At 55.8% G+C, this 26,976-nt stretch carries 18 protein-coding genes; 16 read left to right on the forward strand and 2 right to left on the reverse strand.

Annotation, left to right across the window (positions count from 1 at the left end):
• The first annotated feature begins 26 nt into the window (after window positions 1–26).
• From CKW31_RS26220 to CKW31_RS26255, 8 genes are all read left to right on the forward strand, one after another.
• Complete coding sequence (locus tag CKW31_RS26220; protein ID WP_095101523.1) at window positions 27–899, forward strand: phytanoyl-CoA dioxygenase family protein; 873 nt, start codon at window positions 27–29, stop codon at window positions 897–899.
• A gap of 49 nt (window positions 900–948) precedes the next feature.
• On the forward strand, window positions 949–1,782 hold the full coding sequence (locus tag CKW31_RS26225) for an ABC transporter substrate-binding protein (RefSeq protein ID WP_095101525.1): 834 nt from the start codon (window positions 949–951) through the stop codon (window positions 1,780–1,782).
• Between the two features lie 156 nt (window positions 1,783–1,938).
• Window positions 1,939–2,670, forward strand: a complete 732-nt coding sequence (locus CKW31_RS26230; protein WP_095101527.1) for a class II aldolase and adducin N-terminal domain-containing protein — start codon at window positions 1,939–1,941, stop codon at window positions 2,668–2,670.
• Window positions 2,671–2,797: 127 nt separating this feature from the next.
• Entirely contained in the window at window positions 2,798–4,093 is a 1,296-nt protein-coding gene (locus CKW31_RS26235) for an NAD(P)/FAD-dependent oxidoreductase (RefSeq protein WP_095101529.1), read from the forward strand.
• A 48-nt stretch (window positions 4,094–4,141) separates the two neighbouring features.
• Window positions 4,142–4,558, forward strand: a complete 417-nt coding sequence (locus tag CKW31_RS26240) for a RidA family protein (protein ID WP_095101531.1) — start codon at window positions 4,142–4,144, stop codon at window positions 4,556–4,558.
• A gap of 11 nt (window positions 4,559–4,569) precedes the next feature.
• Complete coding sequence (locus tag CKW31_RS26245; RefSeq protein WP_095101533.1) at window positions 4,570–5,247, forward strand: DUF1028 domain-containing protein; 678 nt, start codon at window positions 4,570–4,572, stop codon at window positions 5,245–5,247.
• A complete protein-coding gene (gene argE, locus CKW31_RS26250; RefSeq protein ID WP_095101535.1) occupies window positions 5,244–6,401 on the forward strand; it encodes an acetylornithine deacetylase in 1,158 nt (385 codons plus the stop codon). Before CKW31_RS26245 ends, argE begins: the two co-directional genes overlap by 4 nt.
• Before the next feature lie 346 nt (window positions 6,402–6,747).
• Complete coding sequence (locus CKW31_RS26255) at window positions 6,748–8,373, forward strand: methyl-accepting chemotaxis protein (protein ID WP_095101537.1); 1,626 nt, start codon at window positions 6,748–6,750, stop codon at window positions 8,371–8,373.
• Window positions 8,374–8,616: 243 nt separating this feature from the next.
• Here CKW31_RS26255 and CKW31_RS26260 read toward each other — a convergent pair whose 3' ends face one another.
• Window positions 8,617–8,988, reverse strand: coding sequence for a helix-turn-helix domain-containing protein (locus tag CKW31_RS26260; protein WP_095101539.1), 372 nt, complete (start codon window positions 8,986–8,988; stop codon window positions 8,617–8,619).
• Between the two features lie 108 nt (window positions 8,989–9,096).
• Between CKW31_RS26260 and CKW31_RS26265 the strand changes: the two genes are divergently transcribed.
• The 5 genes from CKW31_RS26265 (at window position 9,097) to CKW31_RS26285 (ending at window position 17,387) form a co-directional block, all read left to right on the forward strand.
• Window positions 9,097–9,846: an SDR family NAD(P)-dependent oxidoreductase gene (locus CKW31_RS26265; protein WP_095101585.1), complete on the forward strand. Its 750-nt coding sequence runs from the start codon at window positions 9,097–9,099 to the stop codon at window positions 9,844–9,846.
• 529 nt (window positions 9,847–10,375) lie between these two features.
• Complete coding sequence (locus tag CKW31_RS26270) at window positions 10,376–11,779, forward strand: MFS transporter (RefSeq protein WP_095101541.1); 1,404 nt, start codon at window positions 10,376–10,378, stop codon at window positions 11,777–11,779.
• Window positions 11,780–12,326: 547 nt separating this feature from the next.
• A complete protein-coding gene (locus tag CKW31_RS26275) occupies window positions 12,327–14,312 on the forward strand; it encodes a glycoside hydrolase family 3 protein (RefSeq protein WP_095101543.1) in 1,986 nt (661 codons plus the stop codon).
• Window positions 14,313–14,470: 158 nt separating this feature from the next.
• Window positions 14,471–14,947: a DUF2251 domain-containing protein gene (locus tag CKW31_RS26280; RefSeq protein WP_256582733.1), complete on the forward strand. Its 477-nt coding sequence runs from the start codon at window positions 14,471–14,473 to the stop codon at window positions 14,945–14,947.
• A 1,135-nt stretch (window positions 14,948–16,082) separates the two neighbouring features.
• Window positions 16,083–17,387 (forward strand): integrase, encoded by a 1,305-nt coding sequence (locus CKW31_RS26285; RefSeq protein WP_095101547.1) that lies wholly within the window; start codon window positions 16,083–16,085, stop codon window positions 17,385–17,387.
• Window positions 17,388–17,717: 330 nt separating this feature from the next.
• Here CKW31_RS26285 and CKW31_RS26290 read toward each other — a convergent pair whose 3' ends face one another.
• On the reverse strand, window positions 17,718–18,323 hold the full coding sequence (locus tag CKW31_RS26290) for an SMI1/KNR4 family protein (protein WP_095101549.1): 606 nt from the start codon (window positions 18,321–18,323) through the stop codon (window positions 17,718–17,720).
• A gap of 537 nt (window positions 18,324–18,860) precedes the next feature.
• Between CKW31_RS26290 and CKW31_RS26295 the strand changes: the two genes are divergently transcribed.
• The 3 genes from CKW31_RS26295 to CKW31_RS26305 all read left to right on the forward strand — a co-directional run bounded on the left by CKW31_RS26295 (window position 18,861) and on the right by CKW31_RS26305 (window position 26,811).
• A complete protein-coding gene (locus CKW31_RS26295) occupies window positions 18,861–20,063 on the forward strand; it encodes a M48 family metalloprotease (RefSeq protein ID WP_095101551.1) in 1,203 nt (400 codons plus the stop codon).
• On the forward strand, window positions 20,051–25,507 hold the full coding sequence (locus CKW31_RS26300) for a WGR domain-containing protein (protein WP_095101553.1): 5,457 nt from the start codon (window positions 20,051–20,053) through the stop codon (window positions 25,505–25,507). Before CKW31_RS26295 ends, CKW31_RS26300 begins: the two co-directional genes overlap by 13 nt.
• A gap of 242 nt (window positions 25,508–25,749) precedes the next feature.
• On the forward strand, window positions 25,750–26,811 hold the full coding sequence (locus tag CKW31_RS26305; protein ID WP_095101555.1) for an SDR family oxidoreductase: 1,062 nt from the start codon (window positions 25,750–25,752) through the stop codon (window positions 26,809–26,811).
• Window positions 26,812–26,976 lie beyond the last annotated feature (165 nt).

Raw genomic sequence — 26,976 nt, forward strand, 5'->3', positions numbered from 1 at the left:
ATGTTTTGTTTGCAGGGGAGAAGAACATGATCGAGCAATGGCAGGTCGACCAGTTTCACGCGCAGGGTTTTCTGGTCGTTGAGGGCGTGCTGGCAGCCGATGAAGTGGCGGCGCTGCAGCATGACTTCGACCAGTGGGTGGAAGACAGCCGCAGCCAAGACTGTGCGTGGGGCCAGACGCTGGACGGTCGGCCGCGTTTTGATATTGAAAGCGACCATCGCCCGGATCATCCGTCATTGCGCCGCGTGACCTCGCCAACGGAAATCTCAAAGGCTTACCAACAGACTGCCTTCCAGTCGCGCATGGCGGCCATTGCTGCGCAGCTGATCGGTGGCAACGGCACGCGCTTTCATCACAGCAAGATCAACTCAAAATTGCCGCACACCGCCACTCAGGTGAAGTGGCATCAAGACTTCCTGTTCACGCCGCACAGCAACGACGACCTGGTGACTGCATTGCTGATGGTCAGTGACGTGACACCCGAAAATGGCCCGCTGAATGTCGTGCCGGGCAGTCATAAGGGCGAGCTTTGGTCCCATTGGCAGAACGGGCGTTTCACGGGGGCAGTGGAAGACGCGGTTGTTGACGAGCATTGCCAGCAACCGGTGGCCTGTTATGGGCCTTCGGGTTCAGTGTGCTTCATGCACACCCGATTGCTGCATGCCTCAAGCCCGAATGAAACCGAGTTCCCGCGCACATTGTTCATCAGCGTGTACGCCGCAGAAGACGCGTTGCCCTTCGGGGAGAACCCGCTGCCAAGCGAACACACCGGTTTGATGGTGGCGGGACATGAAAGCGGTCTGGTGCGCAGCACCGCGAACCAGATCCGTCTGCCGCAGAAACCCAAGGGGGCTTCGTTTTTTGTGCAACAGGCCGGAAGCGACCTGGCCACTGCCTGAGACTTGAACCGCAATTGCCTGAACCCTACTGACTCCACGAGGAATACTTATGAAGCTATCCCGTCTGTTCGTTCGTCCCGCTGCGATGGTTGTACTAGGCGCTGCGGTTGCCATGGCTTCATCAATGGCCTCGGCTTTCCAGCAGCCAGGCAAGATCATTGCCGGATCCGACATGACGTTCTATCCGTATGAGTACATGGACAAAAACCAGCCGGCAGGCTTCGACATCGAGTTCCTGGATGGTCTGGCTAAGGTCATGGGGATGAAGGCTGAGAATCTCGACACCCGTTTCCCCAACCTGATCGGCGGGCTGCAAGGCGGCCGGTTTGATATCACCAACTCGTCGATGTACATCACCGCTGACCGCCTGAAAGTCATCGACATGATCCCTTACCTGAAAAGCGGGGAGTCGATTCTGGCAGTCAAGGGCAGCGCGTATCAGCCAAAGATTCCGGAAGATTTCTGTGGCCACAAGATCGGCTCCATGGCAGCCACGTCCTGGCTGCAACAACTGCAGAAACTGTCCACCGACTACTGCGTAAAGAACGGCCTGCCGCCTATCGCGATCAGTGAATACGGTACTGATCCGCAAACCACCCAGGCCATGCTCGCTCATGCGGTTGAAGCGCAGATCACAGACGCTGCCGTGGCGCGGGGCGTGGTTGAAAAGCTCGGTAACCGGGTAGTGATTTCATCCGAAACCCTGATCTACCCGGTGCTCAACGGCTTCGGCGTGAAGAAAGGCAACGATGTGGTCCGCAATGCGTTGATCGAAGGGCTCGAGAAGTACAGCAAAACGCCGGAATACAAGGCTTTGCTGGACAAGTACAAGTTCCAGGCGCCTACGGCGGATGACATTGCAGCGCTGATGCCCAAGCCCTGATTGCGCGTTAAAAAACACGGACCCGGTAGGAGCCAACTTGTTGGCGAGACGTCGGACTTGCATAGCCTGATGATCCGCCTCGCCAACAAGTTGGCTCCTACCCAGAATGTATTTCAACCCGATGATTTATGCGTTGTTGGCAGGAGTATTTTGAACATGGCCCTTAACTTCGAGGAGCAGACGCGTCTGGATCTGGCGGCGACCTTTCGCATCATTGCCCACCTGGGTATGCATGAGGCGGTGGCCAACCATTTCAGCGCGGCCATTTCAGCTGACGGAAAGCAGTTCCTGCTGAACCCGAAGTGGAAACATTTCTCGCGCTTGCGTGCCAGTGATCTGCTGTTGCTCGATGCCGATGATCAAGACGCCGCGCAACGACCGGGTGTGGATGCGACAGCATGGTCCATTCATGGACAGATGCACCAACGCCTGCCTGAAGCCCGCGTGGTTCTGCATCTGCATCCGGTCTACACCACCGCGGTGGCGTGTCTGGCTAAGCCGCACATTCCGGCAATCGATCAGAACACAGCACGTTATTTCAACCGGGTGGCGATAGACGAGCTTTACGGCGGTATGGCCGATACCACCGCTGAAGGTGCTCGCCTGGTCGGGCTGCTGGATGGGAAAAGCCGCCTGTTGATGGGTAACCATGGCGTGATGGTCACTGCGCCAACGGTAGGTGAGGCATTCGACGACATCTGGACTCTGGAAAGGGCCTGCCAGATTCTGGTCACGGCCTGGTCCACAGGTCAGCCAGTGAAGACACTGCCGGACGATGTCGCGGAGAAGACAGCCCGGGACTGGGAGAAGATCACTGATTTCTCGCAGCAGCATTTCGAAGAAATGAAGTGGCTGATGCTTCAGGCGGACCCTTCACTGGCCGACTGACCCAAACACGATACTGACTGTATACGCGTCTGCGGATGCCGTAGGGCTTCTTACGCCTGCGCGCTGACATTTTCGTTATTTTTTACTGCGTCAACCCGCCACAAAGGGCGTGTTGAAGGATGCCAGGATGACCGAACACATCACAGAAATTGACACGCTCGTCGTAGGAGCAGGGCAGGCGGGTGTGGCCATGAGTGAACACCTGAGCCGGCTGGGCATTGCGCATCTGGTACTGGAAAAACACCGCGTAGCCGAAGCGTGGCGCAGCGGCCGCTGGGATTCGCTGGTCGCCAATGGACCGGCCTGGCATGACCGGTTTCCGGGACTTGAGTTCGACATGGACCCGGACGGGTTTGCCGGTAAAGAACAGGTCGCTGACTACTTCGAACGCTATGCACGCAAATTCAACGCGCCAATCAAGGCCGGCGTTGAGGTCAAACGTGTGACCCGCAACGTGGAGCGTGCCGGTTTCACTGTGGAGACCAGCGCGGGTACTTACATCGTCAATCATCTTGTGTCTGCGACCGGCCCGTTTCAGAACCCCGTCATTCCATCGATTGCGCCCACGGATGACGCGCTGCACCAGATCCACTCGGCGCATTACTTCAACCCACGGCAGTTGCCTGACGGCGCCGTACTGGTGGTCGGGGCGGGCTCGTCCGGTGTACAAATCGCCGACGAATTGCAGCGTTCCGGCCGCCAGGTTTACTTGTCGGTCGGACCTCATGATCGTCCACCACGAGCCTACCGCGGCCGTGATTTCTGCTGGTGGCTTGGCGTATTAGGGCTGTGGGACAGCGAGACTGTGCAGCCCGGAAAAGAGCACGTCACGATTGCCGTCAGTGGTGCTCGAGGCGGTCACACCGTTGATTTTCGGCGCCTGGCTCAGGCGGGAATGATGCTGGTCGGTCTGACGGAAAGCTTCGCCGAGGGCAAAGTGCGTTTCCAGAATGATCTCGTCGAAAACCTCGATCGCGGCGACGAGAACTACCTGTCGTTGCTCGATGCCGCCGATGCGTATGCCCTTCGAAATGGTCTGGATTTGCCACTGGAACCCTCAGCACGTGAGCGCGTAGCTGACGCGGCATGTATCACTCATCCGCTGCGTGAGCTCGATCTGGCTGAGGCCGGTATCAGTTCCATCATCTGGGCCACGGGTTATTCCCAGGATTACAGTTGGCTGCAGGTCGATGCATTCGACACCCGAGGCAAGCCCTTGCATCAGCGCGGGGTATCCATTGAGCAAGGTCTGTATTTCGTAGGTCTGCCCTGGCTGTCGCGACGTGGTTCAGCGTTTATCTGGGGCGTGTGGCATGACGCCAAACATGTCGCTGATCAAATCGCCACTCAGCACAAGTATCGCTCGTATGACCAGGGCAAGCGTGCAGCCCCCGAAGTTCGGTTGCGCAACGTTAAAGGTTGATCGTCTTTGATCGGGCGAAAGTCGCCCCAGTGCTTACAGGAGATTTACATGGCTACCCCGACCCACACGCGTATTCGTATGTTCAATACCAAAGACACTTACCCTAACCAGAGTCTGGACAACGACCTTTGTCAGGCGGTGCGTGCCGGTAACACCGTGTACGTGCGAGGTCAGGTTGGCACCGACTTCGAGGGTAACCTCATCGGCCTCGGCGACCCCGGCGCTCAAGCGCATCAGGCCATGAAGAACGTCAAACAGTTGCTGGAGGAGGCGGGCAGCGACCTGTCGCATATCGTCAAGACCACCACCTACATCATTGATCCGCGTTATCGGGAGCCGGTTTATCACGAAGTGGGCAAGTGGCTTAAAGGGGTTTTCCCCATTTCCACCGGGCTGGTGGTCTCTGCACTGGGTCAGCCGCAGTGGCTGATGGAAATCGACGTGATCGCCGTTATTCCCGAATAAGGACTTTCGTCATGACTTTTTCCATCGCCGCACGTTGCGCCGAAACTGGCCAGTTGGGTATCGCCATCAGCTCTTCGAGCATTGCCGTGGGTGCACGTTGCCCCTGGCTGCGTGCCGGGGTTGGTGCGGTGTCTTCGCAAAATATCACGCTGCCAGCCCTGGGGCCGCAAGCCCTGGACCTGATAGAGCAGGGCGCCACACCTGCACATGCGCTTGAGCAGTTATGGGCGGATCAAAGGTTCAGTGAGTACCGGCAGATCACGGCGATCGATCACCTTGGGCGCGTCGCGCATTTCAGTGGCGGTAAAACCCTTGGTATACACAATGCCGTCAGCGGAGAACAGTGCGTGGCAGCCGGCAACATGCTGGCTACCCCGGAAGTGATTGAAGCGATGGTCAAGACCTTTGAGCAGGCCTCAGGGCACCTTGCCGAGCGCCTGCTACTGGCCATGCGTGCGGGGCAGGCGGCGGGCGGAGAAGCCGGGCCTGTGCATTCGGCAGCGCTGAAGGTCGTGGCGGATCTGCCTTGGCCGATCGTTGATTTGCGTGTGGATTGGGCCGAGCACGACCCGATCAATGTGTTGGATGGCTTGTGGCAGGCCTATCAACCACAGCTGCAGGATTATCTGGACCGCGCCCTGAACCCCGCCGGCGCGCCAGGGTATGGCGTACCAGGAGATGATCGATGAGCGCCAGTCGTGAACTGTTGGCCCGATTGGTGGCCTTTGACACGACCAGTCGAGAGTCGAATCTCGCGCTGATCGATTTTGTTCGTGATTACCTCGATAGCCATGGCGTTTCCTGTGAACTGATCTACAACGCGCAAAAGACCAAGGCCAATCTGTTTGCGACGATTGGACCGGTTGAGGTGCCCGGCATTGTGCTGTCCGGCCACACGGATGTGGTCCCCGTAGATGGCCAGGCCTGGACCTTCCCGCCGTTCGGACTCAGCGAGGAGGGCGGCAGGCTCTACGGCCGTGGTACTGCCGACATGAAGGGCTACATTGCCTGTGTTTTGGCATTGGTCCCGGAGTTGATCCGGAATACGTTGCGCATGCCGGTACATATAGCTCTTTCCTACGATGAGGAAGTCGGCTGCCTGGGCGTCCGCTCATTGCTGGAAGTGCTGGGTTCAAAGCCTGTTAAACCACTGCTCTGTGTGATCGGTGAGCCCACGGAGCTAAAGCCAGTACTTGGTCATAAGGGTAAAGTGGCCGTGCGCTGCGACGTGCACGGCGTAGCGTGCCATTCAGCCCATGCGCCCAGTGGCGTCAACGCGATCGAGTACGCCGCGCAGTTGATCAACGAACTGGGAAGGCTCGGGAAAGCATTGCAGGCCGAGGAACGACAGGACGAGCGCTTTGATCCGCCGTTCTCGACCGTACAGGTTGGGGTGATCGGCGGCGGAGCAGCGCTCAACATCGTTCCCGAACATTGTCGTTTTGACTTTGAGGTGCGCTCGCTTCCTGTTGAAGACCCGAACCACGTCATCACTGCGCTGCACACCTACGCAAAGAATGAGTTGCTGCCTGCGATGCAGGCTGTCAGTGGGCAGAGCGATATTCGCCTTACCGAGCTGTCGAGTTACCCGGGGCTGGATATCCCGATGCACAGCCAGGCCGCAGAGTTGATCGCGGAGTTCTGCGGTTCCAGGGCGTTTGGCACAGTCGCCTTTGGCACTGAGGGCGGATTGTTCGACCAGTCAGGAATCCCGGCCGTGGTCTGCGGCCCCGGCAGCATGGCGCAGGGGCACAAACCGGATGAGTTCATCAGCGTCGAGCAGCTTGATGCGTGTGACCGGATGCTGAGGCAGGTGTTGGCGTTCGTTATACGCGATCGCTGACGCTTTCAGGCCGGGTTTCCTTGCACTAGTCACGCACTGGTGGTGCACTCATTTCTCTAACAACCAACTAATTGATAAGAAAGACTTCATCGCTGCCAACTAAGCACATAAATACAAAAAGCTGCGTTATACAGCAATATCGCTAAAAAATTTGTCGCAGACGGTCTTTTGGCGTCAGAAAATAAATTTTAAATTCTCCTCAACTAATACGAAATCTCCGCCGATAGAAGTAACAAGGTGTGTAAGAGCTACGACGCTCGCCCCTGCGTTATGAAACCGGGCAGGTCGACTCGTAACGGTTAGAGCATGGAGCGCTATTGCTGTTTACTCCAATGAGAATACGTCCATGACTATAAGAAATATGAATATCGCTCCAAGGGCTTTTCTTGGTTTTGCGTTTATTGCGGTGCTGGTTATCGCGCTGGGTTTTTTCGCCCTGAACCGCATGACCTTGATTCGCCAGGCCACGGTCGACATGGAGACCAACACCCTGCCAAGCATCACCCTGATAGGCAACGTCAACGAGTACGTATTGCGCCTTAGGATTTTCTCCCTGCGCATGCTGGTTAACCGTGAACCGGAGATGCTTCAGGAGAGCGACCAGCGCGTTGCTGAAATCATTACCCAGTTGCAGGCTGCCAAATCCGCTTACAGTGCGCTGCCCGCGGAAGCCGATGAAAGAGCAATCTACCAACAGTTTGATGGAACACTGACTCAGTACATCGGCTTGCTGAATCAAGCGGCGCAACTGTCGCGTGACAATAAGGTTGAAGAGACTCGTGCGCTTATCAACACCAGCATGAGACAAACTTCTGACTTGATGACCAAGCAACTCAAAGACCTGGTTGATATCAACAGGGCGGGCGCTGTTGCTGGCTCTAAAGTTGCGGGACAGCAGTACGATGGTGCAACCATCGCCATTATTGCCGTGGCAGTTATTGCGTCATTGATGACAGTGTTACTGGCCTGGTTACTGACGCGTAGTATCGTGGCGCCGTTGTCCAGAGCGGTTAATGCTGCTCAGGAAATTGCCGCAGGTAACTTGACCAAGCATATCGAAGTGGATGGCAAGGACGAACCGGCGCGCTTGCTCGAAGCGCTGGTAATCATGCAGCAGAACCTGCGTAAAACCATCGAGATGATTTCAGGATCAGCTACCCAATTGGCATCGGCAGCCGAGGAGTTGAGCGCTGTTACCGAAGAGTCGTCGCGTGGTTTGCAACAGCAGAACGATGAAATCGAACAGGCGGCGACCGCCGTGAACGAAATGACTGCGGCTGTTGAGGAGGTTGCGCGCAACGCTGTTTCGACATCCCAGGCTTCTGAGCAGTCCACTGAAACCGCACGTCAGGGCCGGGACAAAGTCGTGCAGACCGTGCAAGCGATTCAGACCATGACCCAGGACGTACAGACCACCTCGACCCTGGTCGAAGGCTTGGCTGAGCAAGGCCGCGATATCGGTAAGGTACTGGACGTTATTCGTTCGATCGCCGAGCAAACCAACCTGTTGGCTTTGAACGCTGCCATTGAGGCTGCGCGGGCAGGGGAAGCGGGCCGTGGCTTTGCTGTGGTGGCTGATGAAGTGCGGGCTTTGGCGCATCGCACCGCGCAATCAACACGCGAAATTGAACAGATGGTGGCTGGCATTCAAAGCGGAACAGGCAACGCGGTGCAGTCCATGGCATTGAACACAAGCCGCACGCAAAACACGCTGGAACTGGCCCGCGCCGCCGGAGAAGCGCTGGAGCAGATCACTGAAGCGATTTCCCAGATCAATGAGCGCAACCTGGTGATAGCCAGCGCTTCGGAAGAGCAGGCTCAGGTTTCTCGCGAGGTAGATCGCAATCTGGTGAACATTCGTGATCTGGCCACTCAATCGGCTGCCGGGGCTAATCAAACCAGTGCGGCGAGCCATGAACTGTCGCGACTGGCGGTAGACCTGAACGGGATGGTGGCGCGTTTTGTGATTTGATATGAGGCTGTCCACTGTCACTGTCACTGTCACTGTCACTGCGCTGTCGCGACGCTTAAACGAAATGTAAATGACTGAATTGGGATGCTTTTTGGCAGGAGGCAAAGGCGACTAGGCTGAGCCTCCGCGCTGCCGGGGTAGGAGCGAACTTGTTCGCGAGGCGGCGTACCTGAATAACTGCGGCAACCTCTCTCGCCAACAAGTTGCCTCCTACCTTCAAAGGCGACAGTCCGGACCACCGCGTTACCGAGCGTTAATCGGCTGGGCGAGGGCGGATGTGCGCCGCTCGCTGATGCGCTCCACCGTCTCCATATGTTCCGTCCCCCACACGCATAGCGCACCCAGCGCTGTTGCCAAGGATTGTCCGAAAGGCGTCAGGGAATACTCGACCTTTGGCGGTATTTCCTGAAAGTCCGTGCGCGAAACGATTTCATCGCGCTCCAGTTCCTTGAGTTGCTGGATCAATACCTTGTCGGTCACGCCGCCAATCGCGCGTTTCAGCTCGCCATATCGGTGAACTTTGCGCGTCAGATTATAAAGGATCAGTGGCTTCCATTTACCGCCAAGCACTGCCAGCGCGGCCTCAAGCCCACATTTATAGGTCTCGTTTGCCATGATTCGGGCGGCTCCATCCCTCACTGAAGGGTACTTACCAAAAGGTGCATACTATTCAAGTTGAAAGCGCAGATCTACAGTTGTGCCTCTTATTTCGAGGACATCATCATGAGCAGGCTCAACGGAAAGATCGCAGTGATTACCGGCGGTAACAGCGGTATAGGCCTGGCCAGCGCCATACGCTTCGCGGCAGAAGGTGCGCAGGTTGTCATCGTCGGGCGTCGGCAAGAGCAGTTGAACGCAGCCTTGCAACAGATTGGACACGACGCGATAGCGATCCAGGCTGACATTTCGAACCTGGACGACCTGGATCGCGTCTACGCCGAAGTCAAAGCCACCAAAGGCCGGATTGACGTACTGTTTGCAAACGCCGGGCTGGGAGATTTCCAACCGCTTGGGGCGATCACCGAGGAGTCGTTCGATCGCACGTTTGGCATCAACGTCAAAGGCACGCTGTTCACTGTGCAGAAGGCGTTGCCACTGATGAGCGCAGGCGGATCGGTCATCCTGACCGGCTCGACAACAGGGACCATGGGCACACCGGCATTCAGCGTATACAGCGCCACCAAGGCTGCACTACGTAATTTCGCCAGAAGCTGGGCGCTGGACCTGAAAGGTACGGGGATTCGCGTCAACGTTATTTCGCCGGGACCGATTTCTACACCGGGACTCGACCTGGCACTGGCACCCACTGGCCAGGCAGAGGCCATTGTTGACGGCATGATTGCGCAATTGCCGGTGGGCCGTATCGGCCAGCCCGAAGACGTTGCGGCAGCGGCTCTGTTCCTGGCGTCGGATGAGAGCAGCTTTATGACGGGAAGCGAGATGTTTGTTGATGGTGGGTTTGCCCAGGTTTGAGGTGAGGAGGGGGGGTATGGATGGAATCTGGCTGTATGGCTGCTTCACCAGTCAGCATCGACGCTGACGCGGGTGACGGTGCCATCTCAGTCAGCAAGCGAGAGAATTCGCCGTGCGCAGGTGTTTTTCGGTCCCCCTGGGCCTGCGCGTGGCAACCCTTGGTCATGTGCTCGCTGAAAAAATTACTTTTCTGAATGTTTCAGATTGACACTGGAGTGCTGGCCTCGATATAAAGCAGATGTTGTACGACGACAGACGAATGTCGTCGACCAGAGCTAAAAATAAAAACAGAGTGTCGTCCATCATGAACCCAGATCGCTTGAATATCTCGCTGATTGCCGACGTTGCCGGCTCAGGTTTTATTGCGCGCCTGCAGGCGCAATCAAGCCCGTCGCTGCCCAACTTTCAGAACACCCGATAACTTCAGCTTTATATCCGACTCCAGCCTGTGGGCGTGGAGGGCGTACACCTGCGCTCTCGAAATGTTGTCGAGAGAACCATCAGCATAATCCAATAATAAAGTGATGCTATGAACGTTAATGAAGCGGTACACGCGCAAAGCGTTAGCCACGCCATAGGCAAATATCGGTGGACGATCTGTGCACTGTTGTTCTTTGCGACAACGGTCAATTATCTGGATCGTCAGGTACTCAGCCTATTGGCGCCGGGCCTTTCAACCCAGTTTGGCTGGAGCAATACGGACTACGCCAACATCGCCTCGGTCTTCCAGTTCGTTTATGCGATTTCCATGCTTTTCGCGGGTCGCTTCGTGGACAGGATCGGCACCAAGGCAGCCTTCATGGTCGCAATCGGTGTGTGGTCGACAGGTGCGGTCATGCATGCCTTTGCAGTGCCGCTGGGAGAGGGGATTGCCTCAATATCCGGCGCGTTAGGCCTTGCAGTTATTCCGGTATCCATCGCAGGGTTCATGCTGGCACGTGCAGTACTGGCGATTGGCGAGTCGGGTAACTTCCCAATTGCGATCAAGGCCACAGCTGAATACTTCCCGAAAAAAGAGCGCTCTTTCGCCACGGGTATTTTCAACTCGGGTGCCAACGTGGGTGCGATTCTGGCTCCGATTTCTGTTCCGTTGATCGCTGCGGCCTGGGGTTGGGAATCAGCATTCATCGTTATTGGGATGCTGGGTTTCGTCTGGCTCGGCGCCTGGATTTTCCTGTATGAAAAGCCGGAGAATCAGGCCCGACTGACCCCTGAGGAATTGGCCTATATCCGCGGTGATGAGGCTGTATCGGTAAACACCGGCGATGCAGCGGCTGCAGGAGGCAAAAAAGTATCGTGGTTCAAGTTGCTGACCTACCGCCAAACCTGGGCGTTCGCCTTCGGCAAGTTCATGACTGATGGCGTGTGGTGGTTCTTCCTGTTCTGGTTGCCGACATACCTGGGCGCACAGTACGGAATGAAGGGCCAGGCCATTGTGTTGCCGTTGGCCGTGCTCTACAGCATGACCATGGTGGGCAGTATTGGAGGAGGCTGGTTTCCAAGCTATTTCATGTCCCGCGGCGATAAACCATACGACGGCCGCATGAAAGCCATGTTCGTGATCGCGCTTTTCCCGTTACTCGTGTTGCTGGCGCAGCCGCTGGGCTATATCAGCTTCTGGATACCCGTCTTGCTCATCGGTATAGGCGCATCGGCGCACCAGGCCTGGTCGTGCAATATCTTCACCACGGTATCTGACATGTTCCCCCAGAAATCCATTGCTTCGGTGGTGGGTATCGGCGGCATGGCCGGTGGGTTAGGTGGCGTAGTCATGACCAAAATTGGCGGATGGGTTTTTGATTATTACAAGGCCATCAACGATATCCACACGGGTTACATGATCATGTTTTCTATCTGTGCACTGGCCTATCTGGTGGCTTGGAGTGTGATGAAGGCATTGGTGCCACGGCATAAAGAAATCACTGATCTGTAAACGGTGAGCGCTTTGCAGGTCGGTGGGCTTGCGTTCATTGACCTGCAATCTGCTGTTAATTTTTATACCATCAGGGCGCCAGGGCCTTGTCCGTAAGGGCCCTGGTGGGAGGCCAAAGTCTCTCTGCATCAAGCAATAGCGTCGACCGATTCCAGTTTACTTCCTCTCTTTGACAGCCATGGCTGTTTCTCTCGAATCCGATCGCAAGTTATGCACCTCCTTGGAGCGAAACGCTGCTTAGTGGTGCGCACTAATAGCGTAGGCGCTATATATATGCCTTTTTTTGAACGCCGCAGTTCAGCTTTAGCAAAGCGCGAGCCAGGTTGGTTACTTAGCCTTACGCAACGAAAGCGGATTGGATCTGAGTTTTTAACAGGCTCATGAGATGTCCGGAAATATTCCAGCAGGGGCTTTCCATAGAAAATAAATAGTGCATACACTGTAAGTGCGTTCCGATTCCGCTTTTGTAGATCGTCCATCGAGTGTCTCCAGTGGTAGCGATATTGCTGGGCCCACTGATATCTCTCGCCCAAAAACGGTCACTTACATGAAAAAATCTATTTCCAGCACAGCTGCGGTTGTGGTTGCTTCTTGCTACATGAGTGCCTGCAGCAACAGCATTGCGACCGCGCCCCATGTCATCCAGCCCGTGCTCAAGACTGTCTCCAGTCCGCTGTTGCATCAGGACGGCCAGACCTTCAAGGACCTTGATCACAATGGTGTGCTCGATGCTTATGAAGACTGGCGGCTGACACCTGAAGCACGTACCAGCGACCTGGTACAGCGCATGACCCTGGAAGAAAAGATCGGCTTGATGATGCATAGCACCGCACCCTACGTAGCAACCGGTGCAGACGCCGGTTACAACCTTGCAAAGCTGTCCCCACTGATTGGTGACAAGCACATCAACCATTTCATTTCGCGCCTCAGTATCACTCCGGTCGAGATGGTCAGCAGCTATAACCAGTTACAGGGCCTGGCAGAAAAAACTCGCCTTGGCATCCCCATCAGCTTTAGCACTGATCCGCGTAATCACTTCCAGTACACCCTCGGTGCGAGTGTCAGTTCCGGCAGCTTCTCCCAGTGGCCGGAGACACTAGGGCTTGCTGCGACAGGCGACGAAAAACTGGTGGAGCGATTCGGCGACGTTGCACGGCAGGAATACCGCGCCATGGGCATTCAGATTGCCTTGTCGCCACAAGCAGACTTGGCCACGGAGCCGCGCTGGTCACGCATCAATGGCACCTTTGGTGAGGATGTAGACTTGGTCAGCAAGATGACGGCGGCGTACATCGTCGGCTTCCAGCACGGGACCCAAGGTTTGCAAACGGATGGCGTCGCGGCAACCGTCAAGCATTGGGCTGGTTATGGCGCGGCACACAAAGGTTTTGATGCCATGAACGCCTATGGCCGAGATCTGGCCTATAGCGCTGAGGACTTCAAGACGCAACTGAGTCCATTCAAAGCGGCATTCGCTGTGAACGCGGCAGAGATCATTCCTACCTATGGCGTGCCGCCTGAAGGGGTTACCGTCAATGGCAAGCCTTTGGAGCGGGTCGGAGCAAGTTTCAGCAAGCAAATGCTGACCGATTTGCTGCGTAACGAATACGGTTTCAAAGGCATCATCCTCACCGACTGGCTGATCACCAACAGTTGCACAGACGAGTGCCTAACCGGGAGTAAGCCAGGCGAAGATCCAAACAAGGCCTATCCCAAATACGGGATGCCATGGGGCGTTGAGGGGCTAACCGAAAAACAACGCTTCATCAAAGCGGTGGACGCTGGCGTCGATCAGTTTGGCGGCACATTCAATACCGAGCCGCTCATCGAAGCAGTGAAGGAGGGCGCTCTTGCCGAGACCCGGATCGATGAGTCGGTAACACGATTACTACTGCAGAAATTCCAGCTTGGCCTGTTCGAAACGCCTTATGCGGACGCCACAGAAGCCGAACGTATTGTCGGTAATGCGCAATTCAAGGAAGAAGGACTCGAAGCACAACGTCGTTCATTGGTCATGCTGCAGAACAAGCAAAACGTGCTTCCGCTCAAACCAGGCGCCAAGGTCTATCTGGTCGGAGTTTCGAATACTCAGGCTCAGCAGCACGGCTTGACCGTGGTATCCGCTCCGGAAGACGCCGATGTGGCGCTGGTACGCATGAGCGCGCCGTTCGAGACCCATGCGACCTATGCGTTTGGATCGGGGCTGCACGAAGGCGATCTGGACTTCAAACAGGATAACGCCGAGTACAAAGAGCTATTGAAAATCAGTGCAAAGGTGCCTGTCGTCACGACCGTTTATCTGGATCGACCAGCTGTCCTGAGTAACGTCGCAAAGGCCAGTCATGCGCTCGTTGCAAACTTTGGGGTGAGCGATCAGGCGCTGCTTGATGTGTTGACGGGTAAGCACTCGCCAGAAGGCAAGCTGCCATTCGAGTTACCGTCGTCAATGGCCGCCGTCGAGGCACAGCAATCAGGCAAGGCAGCCGATAGCAACTCACCTTTGTATCCTGTGCATTTCGGTTTGAAGTACTAAACGGCCGCGCTGCAACAATGTGGGCTGTGTTCGCGTAAGGGATAACCGGCTGACGGTCTGTGGCCTCTGGAGCGAGGCTGTGGACCAGACGCCGGTTGATTCGTCGATTAGCAGAAGCACCGCAGTAAGAATATCGATTGGTACGCATAACTTATCTTATGGCGATTAATTTATGCGGCGGTTGTCGTAACCTACAGCCTTTAATAGCCAAAAAGGTGGGGATTGCCAGGATGTCAATTTATCTAGCTGCTGAAAACGAACTCAAAGTAGGCCAGGCTTTGGTGCTGGAGGCTCCCGCAGCAGATGGCTCTTTCGTCGTGGTTTTTGAAGATGATGGGGACACAGGTTATTTCTATGCACTGGATACTTCGGCTGCCGACAACCCGATTCGCGATGCCTTGCATATCTACAACGTCGCTGATGTTTCTGACGGCGACAAGCCATCGGTCGTCAAAATCGGCTGGTCGATTGATCACAGCAAGGCGGTACTCCTGATTAATGATTATCCCCATGCGGTGTTTGATTTCGCCGCCAAGCAGGGATATTGCAGATCAGGTTTTCCACCACAGATGGGCGAAGGCTGGTCCGAGAGCGGGCATGAATGGGATGAGAGCGTGCTCGATCTGTTTGCTTGAAACCAAGCAGCGAGAAAAGAAAGCACTCCGACCAGAATACATGTAGGTACGCATAATTCGACGTTTCGCTTTTTCACAGATGCTTACGGTGAGGTCGAAACGTCTTTCAAAGATCAGCAGGAAGCACCGCAGTAGGAAACCTATAGGTACGCATAATGTATATTATGTTAAATCATGTATCTGCTGTCGCCATTGTTGCATCACAGTCGACTGTGAACCGTGACTCCAGCAGTCGCCGGTTACAGATAACTGGAATCCCCTTTCCAGTGATTCCTGAGCGGTGAAGTCGCGAAAAGTCTTGGGGTGCCTGGTTTCACCACCTCGAATCAAAGATCGCTGGAAAGCTACAGTCAGGCAGTGACGCAGACAGTTCCTTTCTGAGCTATTCCTGGCAAGGGGCAACTGACGTTTTGTAATCAGAGATTGAGGGCTTGCACCGTTGTGATCAGCCAGCGATACGTCCAACGGGCTCTCTATCATTGCCGCTCTGCAGTGCAAGGTCGAGAAATCTACTTTGCCTGGCGGAGCGCTCCAAAGGATCTCCCGAGCTTGAGTATAGACGTCGCTCAACTCAGGCCGTTTGCACCGAATGACGTTCGGGGTTCCGAGACGGATCACTTCCAGGCGCTTATCGTGGATTCTTATAGGCCCGAGATCTAAGATTCGAGAATACGCGGAAGGCTCAGGTATTCGCAGATGACAATGCCCCATGACCGTACCAGAAGCGTTATTCAGATTCGTGTATCTACAAAGCTAAGTGAAAAACTCTGATTTGCGATCTGATATCTCTAAATAGGCGTTTCGATGGCTTCGCCACTTCCCTGCTTCGGAAGACGTACTCGATTCAGGGGCAGTATTGCGGAATTTGTAAGCAGTGCAGATACCGCCAATCCGATGCGGGAAGCCGTCATGTCAGTGAAATCCCCCAATTTTCTCGTCGAGCGTGGTTTTCAAGCAGGATCCAGCCCTCAAACCCAAAGGGTATGAATGATTCATGCGGTTTTGAAATTCATGCGTTTCGGGAGGGTATGATCCATCCATGCAATATCCGATAACTGTCAGACCCGGATATTGCATAAGGCTAATTTCTATAAGATCATCGGTACCCATTCCTATAAACCCGCTAAGTCAACCTATGTCCGTTCCGACAATGCCGCATCCCCTTTTTGAAACCTACGCGCGCTTCGGAGAACTGAACTTTAGCTCGCTCAAGGCAGAGCTGCCGTGTGTCACCCACTACCTAATGGCGTTCCCCGTAGAACTCCAAGCTGTCGAAGGCTATCGGGCTGTCCGCAGTTTTTTGAAATCCTACGCGGGAAATGAGTCCACCTTCAATTCATATAGGACTCATGTTGAGCGATTACTCCTGTGGACACTCATTAAATCGAGGGTTCCACTACTAGAGATGCGCCGTACACATGCGGAAGAATTTCTGGAGTTCTGCCTGGCGCCTGATCCCGGGTGGGTAAAGCCGGTAGTCAAATCCAGATTCGTACGGGTAGGCAGCCGCAAAAAACTCGCTTCTGATACCTATAGCGTCAACCCAGACTGGAGTCCTTTCAGTCAGTCTGTTTCCAAGGAGGAGCGGAAGCGCGCCAAAGAAGAGAATCGCCCTCTCCTTCAGGAACACTACAAACCGGCACAAGGCTCGATCGCGCAAATATTCGCCGTCTGCGGCAGTTTTTTTCAACATGCCATTGATGAGGGTTTCTGTGAGCACAACCCGTTCAGAGCGGTGAAACAGAAGAGCAAGTACAAGCAGCGAACAACGGGCGAGCATGAGAGCCGTATCCTGACCTCGCTGCAGTGGGACTTTGTTCTGGAGACGGCTGAGCAGCTGGCTACGCAGAACCCTAAGTACGAAAGAACCCTGTTCATCGTGGCGACTATTTTCGCTATGTACCTGCGTGTTTCCGACTTGGTTGGGAGGGAAAACTGGACGCCAAGCATGGGGGATCTACGCAAGGACGGTGCCGGCAACTGGTGGTACCACGTGGTTGGTAAAGGTAACAAAGCCGGCAAAATCAGCGTGCGGGATGATTACGTGGAGAATTACCTAAAACGTTGGCGCATATATCAAGGCCTGTCTCCCCTACCCGGCTTCAGAGAAACCAGTCCCTTAATTGCAACCCAGCGCGGACGCGCCGGTTTGTCAGATCGGCATGTCAGGTTGCTGCTGCAAGAGGTATTTGACCGCGCTCTAGAGCGTATGCAGGCAGAAAATTGGGCTGACGAGGACGTCAGTCGGCTACGTGCGGCTTCACTCCACTGGTTACGTCACACTTCAGCAACTTTCGATGCTCCATATCGAGATATGAAGGATCTTCAGGTTGATCTTCGTCATAACAGCCTAAGCACTACACAAAATGTGTACTACAACTCCGAGGATGAAAAAAGAGCTTACTCCATCAAACGTCTCCCAATGAAGGAGCGCAGTTAATAAAACGTCGCCACTGTCGCATAACGTACTGTCTTCCTTGCGGTGCAGCAATGTGCTCCACCGTAATAAATGAACACCTGCCTCAAACCGGAGCACCTCTTTTTCAAGGAATCAAGCCGGAGAAGATCGCTAACCATCCAGGCAATATATCTTCCTGGATTGCGAACTCCGCTTGCGTAGTCGGATAGCCTATATATTCACCGTTCTCGAAGCACTCTGGAGGTAAGCCCGCTATGTCCTGCTCCGATGCATCGTCCATCCCTAAATTATTGCGCACATGTCCGAAGGTGTAGCGAGGCCAAACGTGTGGCAGCGTTGCAGCGACACTCCTTACGACTTCGGAACAGGGTTATGAAAACTAATAAATCTCTCATGTTGCCTTAAGGCAGCTTTATACTTAATAGGGTTCACATTTTCTAAGATGATCACGCCTTTGCTTTCCAGCTTTTTAGCCAACGCCGTTATTGAACAATCCAAACCTAAATCTCTTTTTACTCCAAGCACATCAGACGCTTGAGGTTTTATTTCTGCAACTGAAACTATATCACCCAGTTCGCTGCCTACGCTTTCATCGCTTATCACATGTTCAGCAAGCTTTTCAATAGATTCAAAAATTTCAGCATTTTCAATGAACGGATCTCCAGAATCCAAAAAATAAAACTGCTTCGAACCTTCCTTCGGTATCAATATTAGTTTCCCTCCGGAGTCATCACCTATCAATACGTGGTTAGGAAAGTTTTTATCTGCCTCATATGTCTTGTTGCGCTCTGTAATTTGGTCGGTAGCATATATTAAGATTCGATCTGCAATCATTGCGCCATTGCACTCAGACCAAAATGGTCTCAGCCAATGACGGGAAGACACTCCTAATTCTTTACACGTAGAATCCACTTCATCTGCATTCGCAGGAGGACTCTTTTCAGTAAAATTCACCACTATTCGAACGCTCCTGGAGAATCAAAATATTTGCATGATCTACTTGTAGTTTTCTTTATAAGGGATAGATCTCACGCAGGTACCTGCATAACAATTCAACGTTAAATCATCCCGAACAACTTCACCAGCAGCAGTGTGAGATGGGGTACCCGTAGCGTAGGGACGGCAGTTTCCTCCCACCCCGCTCAGGTCCGTGCACGCGGCTTTCCCGCATACGGCTCCAGTCTTGGGTTCGTAACGGGAAGCGATCCTTGGCTATCTCGGGATAGATTGGACGATCAACTCGGCCTTGGTACCTGACGCTATTCCGGAGTTCACAAGCTGTCGCAAGCACATCAGAGTCAGATGTTCACGACCAAACAGCAACGCTGCTCATTTTTTCACTGAACGGAAACATTCACTTTCACAAGTATTTTCCCCTCCCCATAGGTATGCTCCGCGTTTATTACCGATCACTGATACCGGGATGCCAACCCAAGTCTCTGCTGCACAACCGCAGGATATGGAGCCGTATCCTCTCAAGGACGTTTGAACACAATGAGTACCCCCGCGCTGGACATCAGCAGCCTGACGCCACTGCCGTACCACCAGCGTGTGGTCGACTATCTGAAAGCCCATGAGCCTGTCGTGTGGGAATGGGCCTCGTCCTTGGGCGTCCAGCAGGAGCATGCCCAGGATGTGCGAGCTCAATTGCTGCGCGACACCTATCGCCTGAGCCCCGAGACCCATCCGCAGGCCTATCAAGCCTGTGAAAAGGCGTTGCAGTGTTTGCAGATCAAGGCACCCGCAACCCTTTATCAGGCTGGCGACGGTGCGATGAATGCGAGCCTGTATTACCTGGCCGGTGAAGTGCATGTGGTGTTTTACGGCCCGATTCTTGAACGCCTCGATGCTCAGGAGTTGCTGGCGTTGCTCGGGCATGAGCTGGCTCATTACCGCTTATGGTCAGAGCACAGTAGCGACTTTTTAACTGCCGAGCGGATTCTCAATCATGCCATGGCCGATGTGAATACGCCGGCCAGCCTGGAACAGACCGCACGTCTATATAGCCTTCACACTGAAATCTACGCCGACCGCGGTGCCGCCTTGGTTGCCAGTGGTCCAGAAGCGTCGATTACATCGCTGGTGAAGATTCACACCGGGATTGTCAGCGTTGATGCTGCCAGTTACCTGACGCAGGCCCGCGAGCTGGATGGCAAGGATGCACAGTTATCCCAGGCCATTTCCCATCCGGAGACGTTTCTACGCGCTCAAGCAGTGGACAGCTGGTGGCAACAACTCCCGGATACGGATAACTGGCTGGATCGCCGGTTGCGCGGGCCGTTGTCGCTCAATCGCCTGGACGTGACCGATCAGGTCGAGTTGACCGCCCTCACCCGCAGCTTTATTGCCCATTTCATCAGCACGTCCGTGTTGCAATCGGAGGCTGTGCTCAACCAGGTGCGCGGTTTCTTTCCCGACTGGAGAGACAACGAAACGCCACTCGACCTAGCGACGCTGAATGCCGAGCGTATCGACACAAGCATCCATGAATACCTGCACTTCATCATGCTCGACCTGAGCCTGGTGGACCGCGACCTGCGGGAGGAAGCCCTCCTGCACGCCGCGCGCACCGCCAGAAAACTCGGCAGCGCCGATGACTTTATCAAAGTGCTTAAGCGCGATATCAAATTACCAAAACGTGAGCTCGACCCGATCGTTCGTACGCTCAAAGCGGAGGTCGACACATGGACTCAGTAATCCAACCTGTCACATTCACTCAATTACTGAGTAGCCACGATGGCGCTGCCGTGCCCATCGACGATGTGTTGTTCCTGGCACTACCGCTGTTACGCCAAGTGGCGCAACTGCATGAACTGGGACGTGTCGCCCAGCTCAGTTATCCCGATGTGATGCAGGGGCCGGAACGCACGCTGCAACTGCGCAATCCCGAGGGTGTCCCTCCGCGACTGGCGCTGGAAGCGATCAAGCAGGTGCAACCCAATCCGGAATCGGCGCTTAACATCGTCGGCAAAGTCCGCCTGATTCGGGATTCGGAAAGCGGCGTGGCCATTACCGACCTGCAAGTCCAGGAAGATTTGCATCAACCCATCGACCACCCGGTGTTCCTCCCGGAACTGCACAGTTGGGAACATCGGCTCGGGCACCACGATGAGATCACCGACATCTTCCAGCTCGGCCAGTTGCTGGCGTGCCTGGCGTGCGGGCTGGATTTCGCCGATATCAATGATCTCAAGACATTTGCCCGGAACCGTCGCAATCTGTTCCAGCTCAATGGCCGGCTCAACCCGGTCCTGGCCAACCTGATCGTCGAGATGACTGAGCTCAACCGCCATGAGCGCGCCACTGATGTCGGCTCGTTGGCACGCCGCCTGGAGTCCTGGCGCGAACAGCCGGCCAGCCTGGATGTCGAGCGTGTGTTGGCCCAGGCTGAAGGTCCGGCTTCGCGGCGCACGGTGGTGCTGGAACATCTGCGCAACCGGTTGTTTGACCTTTCGCGTCGCAATCGCCTGTTGTATTTCCGGCCGACCCAGGCCAACGTCAACTTGACCGTGGCCAGCGTTCCGTTGGTGATGCGTATTGAAAGTATCCGGCCCGAAGCGCTGTGTACCTGGCAGCCCACCGTCGGCGGATTCTCCGAACAAGTGCTGAGCGGTAAACCTGTCGGCCTGCAGCAATGGCTACGGTTCGAAGACCAGAGCTGGCTGCAGGCGTCGCTGGAGCGCATCATCCAGGAAACCCGCCGCGACCGGGCCGAATTCGGCTTCAGTAACCTTCGCCTGGTGGTGGCGTTCATGCGCTGGCACAACCTCAAGGACACGCCGGAAGAACGCATCGTGACCCCGCTGCTGTGGCTGCCGGTCGAATTGAGTCGCAAAAAAGGGGTACGTGACCAGTTCGTGTTGCAGTGCGACGAAACCGAGGCCGAATTCAACCCGGTACTGCGTCATCAATTGCGTCAGCTCTACGACATCCAGTTGCCGGAAACCGTCGACCTGCAAAAGACTTCGCTGGAAGACATCCACGCCGATATTGCGCGCCAGATCAAAGTAACCGAGCCCGGCGTCGAGTTACGCCTGCAAAGCAAACCGCAAATCGAACTGATCCACCAAAAAGCCGTGCAGCATCTGCACCACTTCCAGCGCCGTCGTGCCCGCCAGCGCATGTCGACGCCTTTGGTGAAGCCGGACTTCAGCTACGACCGCGAAGATTTTCGACCGCTGGGCCTGCAGTTGTTCCAGCAGAAGGTGCTACCCAGCGAGTTGCCCCTACGCCTGGCCGTAGGTGCCAAACCCGTTCTGCGCAACCAACACCCTCAGATGGTCGCCAGCAGCGCGGAAAACAGCACCTTCGCCATGCCCGAAAACCAAGGGCATCGCTACGCCTGGGACATAGACCTGACCCAGGTGACACTGGCCAACTTCAATTATCGCAAGATGTCGCTGGTGCGTGACTATGCACAGTTGATCGACGAACCAGCGCAGAACGAAGCGTTTGACCGCATGTTCTCCATAGAGCCACGGGACGTCGAGGTCCAGGCCCCCGACCCTATCCCGTTGCCCGAACAATGGAACGTGGTGGCGGGCGACGCCACGCAGAATGCTGCCGTCAGTCTGGCCCGTACCGGGCGTAACTTCATCATTCAGGGACCGCCAGGCACCGGTAAATCCCAGACCATCACTAACCTGATCGCGGACTACGCCGGTCGCGGCCTGCGAGTGCTGTTTGTCTGTGAAAAACGTGCAGCGCTGGACGTGGTGTTCCATCGCCTGCAACAAAGTGAATTGGGTGAGTTGTGCTGCCTGATCCACGATTCCCAGACCGACAAGAAGGCCTTCGTGGGCAACTTGCGCGAGTGCTATGAGCGCTGGATCGCCGGTGATGCGCAGTCGTCGCAGTTGCAAGCACGGCGCGACACGTTACTGTCTGACCTGAGCCAACAGTTGGGTTTGATAGAGCGGTTTGAACAGGCAATGCGTGGGGTGTCGGAGCCTTTGGCATGCTCGGTACGCGAGTTGGTACGTCATTTGATCGAACTGCCGCCCGTTGCTGCCAAACTGCCCCCCGAAGCCTTGGAACGTTTACCCGAGTGGCGTCATTGGCAAGCACAAAGCGAGCTGACCGGTCGCGTGTATCAGGCGATGAAAGAACGTTTCGGCCTCGACAGCTTCGCACGTCATCCTTTCAGCCATTTGGCCTCAAGTCTGATTACCCACGAACATGCGTACGGCCAACTCAAGGCATTCCTGGATGAAGCCAGCGGGCTGATGGACAGCGTTGAGCAATTCCTGGAGTCCTCGTCGAGCCTGTTGTCCGGGGACACCCGCCTGGCGGATGCGTGCGTGCTGACCCTGGCCGCCGAACAATTGACCAGCGCCAACCTGGCAACGCACCTCGACCTGCTGGAACCGGGCTCATCCGGCGCCCAAGCACTGCACGCCGAGCAGGCGGCGTTGCAAGCACTCGCCGTACAGCAACACAACGCTCGTGAAGCCACCCACCACTGGCGTGAAAAACTCGCACCCCAGGACACCCAGGCTGCCATCGATCTGGTACAGCGGCTGGAAGGCTCGCTGCTGCGTTGGCTGCAACCCGCCTGGTGGCGGCTGCGCGGTGAATTGCAACGACGCTACGACTTCAGTCAGCACGCGATTCGACCCAGCTTCCGGAGCGTGCTAGACAATCTGGCCGGCGAGCATCGCGCCACTACCGAACTGCACGCCGAGCAACAACGTTTGCAAGACAGCTATGGCATCCCGGATATCGATCTGTTCGTGCACAATCTGCAAGCCTTGCTCCAGCAACTGAGCGCATCACCGTTGTTGCGCCAATGGGTTGAGGGCCTGCGCGGCAATAAGGACGCCCTGTCCGGTGTACGCCAGGAAGCCAGCCTGCGCCAGCCGGTAGCGCGCTTGACCGAACTGGTCGCGCAACATTGTGTGTTCGGCCCGGCGCTTAGCCTGAGCGAATTGGCCGAGTACCTGCGCGATCTGCGTGAAGAACTCGACGAACTGCCAGATACCCTGCCCCTGCTCAATGAGCTGCACCAGGCCGATCCTGTCTGTCTAGCGGTTGTGCAACAGTACGCCTTGGCGCAACGCGCACTGGACGGTGTGATTGCCCAGGAAAACCTGACCCGCCTGTACCGCGCCAATCCGCAGCTGGTGCGCTTCGACGGCCCGGCCTTGGGTTTGGCCGCGCGCCGGGTCAGCCAGGCTGAATGCAACCTGCTCAAAAGCAATGCCCACGTGCTTGGCGCCACGTTGCACCAGCGTTTTCTGGAGCATGTGAAGCAATCGGCGATGTCGGTGACTCAACTCGACGCCCAGGCCCGTGAGTTCAAGAAATCCTACTCAAAAGGCCGCCGTGAGCTGGAACATGAGCTGGGCAAGACCATGCGCTATCGCTCCATTCGCGAAATGGCGAGTGGCGACAGTGGCCGCGTGATCAACGACCTCAAGCCTATCTGGTTGATGAGCCCGCTGTCGGTGTCCGACACTTTGCCGTTGACACCGGACCTGTTTGACGTGGTGATTTTCGACGAAGCCAGTCAGATCCCCAGCGAAGAAGCCGTGCCTGCACTGAGCCGTGCACAGCAAGTGATTGTGGTCGGTGATGAGATGCAATTACCACCGACCAACTTCTTCTCCAGCGCCGGCGACAAGGACGATAACGAACTGATTGCCATGGAGGATGGAGAACAGATCGCAATCAACCTTGATGCCGACAGCCTGCTGAGCCAGGCCGCACGAAACTTGCCGGCAACCCTCCTGGCCTGGCACTACCGCAGTCGTCACGAAGCCTTGATCAGCTTTTCCAACGCGGCGTTCTATGAAGGGCGGTTGATCACCATTCCCGACCGTCGTATCGAGCGCCCTGCCCCGGCCCAACCCCCGCTGGACTCCACGGACGCCCAGGCAGTCATCCGGGGCGCCGACACGCTGCTCGACAGCCCTATCAGCTTCTTGAAGATGAGCGACGGTGTCTACCTAAGCCGCAGCAACCTGGCCGAAGCCGGTTATATCGCCAACCTGGTACGTGAGCTGCTGCAACGCGAGACGGGTCTGAGCCTGGGTATCGTGGCCTTTTCCGAGGCCCAGCAAGGCGCCATCGAGCAGGCCCTGGAAGACCTGGCCAGCGGCGACTCGGCCTTTGCCACGCGGCTTGAGCGCGAATACGTGCGTGAAGATGCCGGACAATTCAATGGTCTGTTCGTCAAGAACCTGGAGAACGTCCAGGGGGATGAGCGTGATGTGATCATCTTGAGCATCTGCTACGCGCCAGGACCGAACGGCAAGATGCTGATGAACTTTGGCCCAATCAACCAGCGTGGCGGGGAAAAACGCCTTAATGTGATCTTCAGTCGCGCCCGCAAGCGCATGGCGATTGTCTCCAGCATTGAGTCCGAAGCCATCACCAACACCCACAACGATGGTGCCGCCGCACTGCGTGCGTTCCTGCAGTTCGCCCAAGCCAGTGCCAGCGGGGATGCGCCGCGCTCTCAGGGCATCCTCGCAAACCTCAATCCAGGCGCCATGCAGTCCTTTGCCGTCAGCCTGCCCAAGGACCACCTGCGCGGCGCCCTCGCTGCCGCGTTGCGAAAACGCGGGCATTCGGTTCAGGAGTATGTAGGACGTTCGCAGTTCCGTTGCGACCTCGCGATCAGCGACGGCAGTGGTGAACACTTCAACCTAGGCGTACTGCTGGACAGTGATTCGGCGGCCGCCGCTGACGTACGTGAGCGCTACATTTTCCGTCCGACGGTACTGCGCAGCTTCGGTTGGAAAATCATCGACGTGCTCAGTAATGACTGGCTGCGCGACCAGGAAGAGGTACTCAATCGAATCGAAGCATTACTAAGAGGCGAGGAAGCCGCCGCACTTCCAGAACTGGAGCAGTTAGAGGAACCCATCGAGGTCCAAGCCGAGCCACCAGTCACCTCTGAAGCGACTCCCTTGATGCGCGAGTTCACCTTTGGCGAAGGCTATTCCAACAAGTTCTGGCGTATCGGCGTCACCGAGGCTGAGGTAGTGGTGAATTTCGGCCGTATCGGCACCAAGGGCCAGACATTGATCAAGTCCCTCGACAGTCCCGAACGCGCTTTGCGTGAAGCGGAAAAGCTGATCGCAGAGAAACTGCGCAAAGGGTATCAAGAGCAGGCAGGTTCAATCGCCACGGGGTGAGCTCAGTCGGTCCAGCATGAATGAGTCAAGCGCGTCCAATCTGAACGCGCTGCCGCGGCCTGAGAAAGGGGCGGCCCCAAAGGGGGCTGTCTCTCATGGACAGCAATTTGTAAACGTTCGGCTCCACAATTTGAGCAAGGCGACAGGCATAGAGATTTAGACCGCTACCGGCAATGCGAATCCGCTTTAGGTTGAACCTCTGTTGCCTGGAGGACTCCCAAACCTAAATCCAGGAGAAAACTATGACCCAGACAGCTTTGGTTGTGGGCGCCAGCGGCATTGTCGGCAGCGCCATCACGCAGTTACTGATTGACAACAACTGGCAGGTCGCCGCGTTATCGAGGAACCCGTCGCAAGTGCAAGGCGTGATCCCTGTCGCGGCAGATCTTCAGGATCCTGCTTCGCTGGAACACGCGCTGGCGGATTTGAAGCCTACTCATGTGTTCATTACCACATGGTCGCGGCAAGCCACGGAAGCAGAGAACATTCGCGTTAATGCCGCCATGGTACGCAACGTACTCGCCGCGATTCGCTCAGCAAAGAGCGTTAAGCACGTAGCACTGGTTACCGGGCTGAAACACTACCTCGGCCCATTCGAAGCGTATGGGAAAGGTAGCCTTCCGCAAACACCGTTCCGCGAGGAGCAGGGTCGGCTGGATGTGGAAAATTTCTACTACGCTCAAGAAGACGAACTCTTCGCCGCTGCTGAAAAGGACGGCTTCACCTGGAGCGTTCATCGCCCGCACACCGTCACCGGGGTTGCCGTAGGCAACGCGATGAACATGGCAACCACCCTCGCCGTCTATGCGTCGATCTGCAAAAAAACCAATCGCCCTTTTGTGTTTCCCGGATCAAGAGTTCAGTGGGACAGCCTCACGGATATGACGGATGCACGGCAGTTGGCGAAGCAACAACTGTGGGCGGCCACTACGCCGGCTGCGGCCAATCAGGCATTTAATATCACTAATGGCGATGTGTTCCGCTGGAAATGGATGTGGAGCAGGATCGCCGAATACTTCGACTTGTCTGCTGCCGATTATCCCGCTTCGCTTTCTCCCCTTGAGGAGCAAATGGCTGACGACCAGGCCGTATGGACGCAAATAGTCGCGGAGCACGACCTGAAGGAATCCGATATTGGTCGCCTGATATCCCCATGGCATACCGACGCAGACCTCGGTCGACCCATCGAAGTTGTAACGGACATGTCCAAAAGCCGTGCATTGGGCTTCACCGCCCACCAAGCAAGTGATCAAGCATTTTTCGACGTGTTCGACAAACTACGCGAGATGCGCTTGATACCTTAGGGTGTTTCAAAGCGCATATCCTAAAAAGGGGCCATCCATGGCCCCTTTTTATTCGCCCCAAGATGTGGTCAGCCATAACTCTAAGACATCAGCGCTATGCTCACTGATTCCGCCCTGATCAAAGACTTGCATAATCTTGCGCATTTGATTTGTCAGGGGCTGGCA

Origin of the sequence: Pseudomonas sp. Irchel 3A5, assembly GCF_900187575.1 — a bacterium.
Taxonomy (GTDB): domain Bacteria; phylum Pseudomonadota; class Gammaproteobacteria; order Pseudomonadales; family Pseudomonadaceae; genus Aquipseudomonas; species Aquipseudomonas folii.